This window comes from Mesorhizobium sp. M7A.F.Ca.ET.027.03.2.1 (assembly GCF_003999175.1).
GTDB lineage: Bacteria > Pseudomonadota > Alphaproteobacteria > Rhizobiales > Rhizobiaceae > Mesorhizobium.
Window position 1 is genome coordinate 1 of record NZ_RZOM01000499.1, and the last position, 4,333, is coordinate 4,333.

3 protein-coding genes and 1 pseudogene are annotated in these 4,333 nt (G+C 62.8%); 3 read left to right on the forward strand and 1 reads right to left on the reverse strand.

The window, feature by feature from the left end; genetic code table 11:
* Positions 1–254 precede the first annotated feature (254 nt).
* From EN750_RS20670 to EN750_RS20680, 3 genes and pseudogenes are all read left to right on the forward strand, one after another.
* Positions 255–1,553, forward strand: a complete 1,299-nt coding sequence (locus EN750_RS20670; protein WP_245482759.1) for an aspartate aminotransferase family protein — start codon at positions 255–257, stop codon at positions 1,551–1,553.
* A 61-nt stretch (positions 1,554–1,614) separates the two neighbouring features.
* The gene (locus EN750_RS20675) at positions 1,615–2,784 is read left to right on the forward strand and encodes an FAD-binding oxidoreductase (RefSeq protein WP_127397499.1); all 1,170 of its coding nucleotides are present in this window, start codon (positions 1,615–1,617) and stop codon (positions 2,782–2,784) included.
* A gap of 39 nt (positions 2,785–2,823) precedes the next feature.
* Positions 2,824–3,263 (forward strand): annotated as a pseudogene (locus EN750_RS20680) (ATP-binding cassette domain-containing protein); the annotation flags it as partial.
* A gap of 511 nt (positions 3,264–3,774) precedes the next feature.
* On the opposite strand, the gene EN750_RS20690 reads toward EN750_RS20680, so the two are convergent.
* Positions 3,775–4,206 (reverse strand): hypothetical protein, encoded by a 432-nt coding sequence (locus EN750_RS20690; protein ID WP_245482760.1) that lies wholly within the window; start codon positions 4,204–4,206, stop codon positions 3,775–3,777.
* Between the last annotated feature and the right edge of the window lie 127 nt (positions 4,207–4,333).

Sequence of the window (4,333 nt, forward strand, 5' to 3'; positions counted from 1 at the left end):
GGGGTTCTCTATGCCAACCGTGCGAGCGGCGCAACGACGGGTGCATGGCCAGGCGCGCAGCCATTCTGCGGCTGGAAGGGCACCGGGGTCAGCGGCAAGGGCGGTCTCGGCTCCTGGTTCCTGCCACAGTACCTGCGCGAGTAGAGCCACACGATCATGACCAAGTGATCGAAAGAGGTCGCGCCCTTCGTCGCGGCCATCCAAGGCTGTCTCCTTCATCGGTTTACAAGATTATGCGCCACTATCCAGATTCAATGCCGAAGTCCCGCGAGATGTTCGAACGGGCCCGCAAGGTCATGCCGGGAGGAAACACCCGGACAACGGTCTTCATCGACCCGTTTCCGATCTATGCCCAGCGCGGCGAGGGCTGCCGCGTCTGGGACGTCGATGGAAACGTCTACTACGACTGCATCAACAATTTCACGGCCATGATCCATGGCTACGGCCATCCCGCCGTCACGGCCGCGGTGGTGGACCAGATGCCCCGCGGATCGGCTTTCGGAGCGCCCACCGAGAGCGAACTTGATCTTGCTGAACTGTTGGTGGAGCGCCTTCCGTCAGTCGAGCAGGTTCGCTTCGCCAACTCCGGCACGGAAGGCGTCATGATGGCGATCAAGGCGGCTCGGGCGTTCACCGAGCGGTCGAAGATCGTCAAGATCGAAGGTGCCTACCATGGCTCCTACGACTTCGCGGAAGTCAGCCTGGACAGTTCGCCCGCCAACTGGGGCGACATGCCTGCCTCAACTGCATACGCGAAAGGCACGCCGAAGGGAGTTCTCGATGATGTCATCGCGGTGCCGTTCAACGATACGGAGGCGCTGCGTGCCGTCTTCGACGCGCATGGCGACACGATAGCGGGTGTTCTGATCGACCCGATGCCGAACCGCGCCGGACTTATTCCCGCGCGAAAGGATTATCTCGACGCGATGGTCGAGATCGCTCATGCCGCCGGCTCGCTGGTGATCCTCGACGAGGTGATCTCGCTCCGCCTTGGCTATTCGGGGGCGCAGGGCCTGTGGAGCATCACGCCCGATCTGACGGCTCTCGGCAAGATCATCGGCGGAGGATTCCCGGTCGGCGCCGTCGGCGGCCGCGCCGACGTGATGGCGGTGTTCGATCCAACACGAGGCAAGCCTGCATTGCCGCATGGCGGCACCTTCACCGCGAACCCGGTGACGATGCGAGCCGGTCTGGCGGCGATGCGCGCGTTGACCCCGGCTAGCTTCGCGCATCTGGACGCTATCGGCAGCCTGCTTCGCGAGGGCATCACGGCCTCGCTTGCTCGCCATGGTCTCAACGGGCAGTGCGTCGGTCTCGGCTCGCTCTTCAAAGTTCATTTCACGGCGTTGCCGATCACGGACTACCGGTCAGTCTATCCGGGTGCGTCCGAACGCATGAAGCTCGACCTGTTCCACAAGGGTCTGCTCGACCGCGGCGTGCTTTCGGCGAGTTACGGACTCTTCGCGCTTTCCACCTCCATGACCGAGGAAGACGCACGCGAGATCCTTTCCGCAATCGACGGCGCCCTCGCAGCAATCGCTCCGAAGCAATGACGTAGCGCGTCCAGCGCCGGATCCATCCGGCACGGGACGAGCAGCAACAGATGGAAGTCACATGACAGCTTCTCCTCACGTCGTCGTCATCGGTGCGGGTACCCTCGGTATGTGTTCTGCGCACGCGCTCGCGGAACAGGGCGCTCGCGTCACCGTCATCGACGCACGATCCATTGCGTCAGGATCCAGCGGCCGCTCGGTCGGGGTCGTTGGGACACAGCTCACGGATCCGTTCGAGATACAGCTGCGCATGCAATCGGTGCAGCGCCTCCGCCGGTGGCAAGAGCGCCTCGGTCTCGGCTTCAGCCCTATCGGCTACCTGCGTCTGGCGCGCACCTCCGAGCAGATGGAACTGTTCGCGCGCTCGGTGGAGATCCAGCGCGATGCCGGCTTCAGATCCAGGGTCTACCAGGCGAACGAGCTTCAGCAACTCGTGCCGCACTTGAGTTCAGATGGGCTCGAAGGCGGCATCTTCGGGCCGGACGACGGCTTCCTCGATCCCCACGAAATGTGCACGCTGCTGGCGCAACAGGTGAAGAAGCTCGGCTCCGAGGTTTTCCAGTTCCGCAAGCTGCTTGGTGCCGCGCGGACATCCGGTGGCTATCGGTTGGACACCAGCAAAGGGCCGATCGGCTGCGACTTCGTCGTGAATGCGGCAGGCGCCTGGGCGCCACGCGTTGCCGAGATGCTCGGACAGACGCTACACATCCACCCCGAGCGCCACGAGGCGCTGACAATCCACTTGGACGCGCCGCTCCCGTACACAATGCCGATGGTCATGGATCTGGTGAACGGGCAGGGCACCGGACTCAACTTTCGGCACGAGAAAGCGAGCGAGCTCATCGCCGAGATACACAAGGTAAGTTCGCCGTCGCCCGAAGATCCGGACAACTACAACGAGCAGTGCGAGGAAGGGTCCAAGGTCATGCTGGCCGAGATGCTGATCGAACGCCTGCCTGATCTGCCGGGCGCCCGGCTCGGCCGGGGTTGGGCAGGCCTCTACCCTGTCACCGCCGACCACCGTCCCTATGTCGGACCAGTCGATCAGTCGGAGCCCGGTCTGATCACCGCGGCCGGTGCGGGCGGCTACGGGATTCAGCTTGCGCCGGTGATTGGGCTGATCGTCGCAGACTGGGTGCTCAAGGGCTCTCCCGCATCGATCCCAGGCACCGAAAGTCTCGCTCCAACTCCGGAAAGAAACGTTCCGGGCACACATACTGCGGCGGCTTGACCAGTGGGACACCGGCGTTAGCGCAAGGACAAAGAAGCCATGCCCGAGGCAGAAAATATCGTACGCATCAAGAACATCAACGTGATCTATGGCGGCCATCACGCCGTGAAGAACGTCTCGCTCGACATCACGCGCGGCGAGGTCGTGGCGATCGTCGGACCCAGCGGCGCGGGAAAGAGCACGCTGCTGCGTGCGATCAACATGCTCGAACAGCCGTCATCCGGCGCACCAAGGAGCAGGCGGACGCGCGCACCGCCCAATTGCTCGAACGCGTACACCTTACGGACAAGGCGCAAGCCTATCCGGCGCGCCTGTCGGGTGGCCAGCAGCAGCGTATCGCGATCGCACGCGCCCTGGCTCTTGACCCCAAGGTGATGCTCTTCGACGAACCCACGAGCGCCCTGGATCCCGAACTCGGGCTTGAGGTGTTGGCCGTGATGCGCGAGCTCGCCCAGGAAGGCATGACAATGATCATCGTCATCCAAGGCGAGGAGCTTCCCTCGCTTTACGCCCGTTCCTGCTGTGCAGAGCAGTGCCGCTGGCTCGCACCTTGGCTATAGAGCTTCTATCAACGCGCAGTGTGCATGATCGCATCTGTGGGGCGCGGGAGGTTTCGAGGAGAACACGATCTGGCATTTGAAGTTTGCTCCTAGGGCAGCGCCTGCTTTGACGAGCTTCGCCAACGCAAGTCTTGCGGCCTTCCGAGAGAAGATTGTCGCCGGTAGTGACGAAGAGCGCGAAAACTTATTGCGCAAGCTTGACTGCGGCGCTGGCGCACCGGCGGAAGTCTGCTGTTCGGGCTTCGTGCTGGCCGTTGCTCGCGCCAACCGTGGCTAAGTTCGCCGTCCCATCCACTCTTCACGCCGTTCAGCATCGAACGCCTGCCGAGCCTTCGCGGCCCATAGATCTCGTGCATGCTCGCCTTCAGCGCTCTGCAATTTGTCGGCCGCCTATCCCGCTGGTTGCCTTTGCCAACGAGGCCAAGCCTCTTCAGGCCATCCGCGCGAGATCAACCGGTTCGACCTTGACGGGCAGGCCGTGCACCGCAGCGGCATGAGCCAGAATGAGTTTTACAAAACCGATATCGATGCCTAGCGTCATCGGTCCAGCACCTTGGGCAGCCCGGTCACGGCCGAAACGAATGAGCCGCTCGCGATCGAGAGCCGCGATGTTGCACTTGCCGAGATGTCTTTGGAGCAAAGCGAGGGCCGCGGCCTTGGAGCGGCGAGGGGACTTGCCTACATCGCACATGTCGTCGATATGAAGGTCGATGAGTTCGCCGAAGGTTTTCAGGCGCGCTGTTCGAGACTTTGCCGGTGTCTCACCGCGATCGACTTGGCGCTCGGTTTCGGTTGCCCAGCGCCTGGCGTCGGCGCAGAAAAGTCTCGCTGACGTAGCGACCTTTGCGACGGACCTGGACACGCCAGGACCCGGACGAGAGCTTTGTGTAGGTGGCCTTTTTTTCGTGTGCGCTCCGTGTGCACTGAGAGCGTGGCGAAAAAGGGTCGTATTCTGGCGTAAAATCGTGTGCACTCGGCAGGTTCGAACG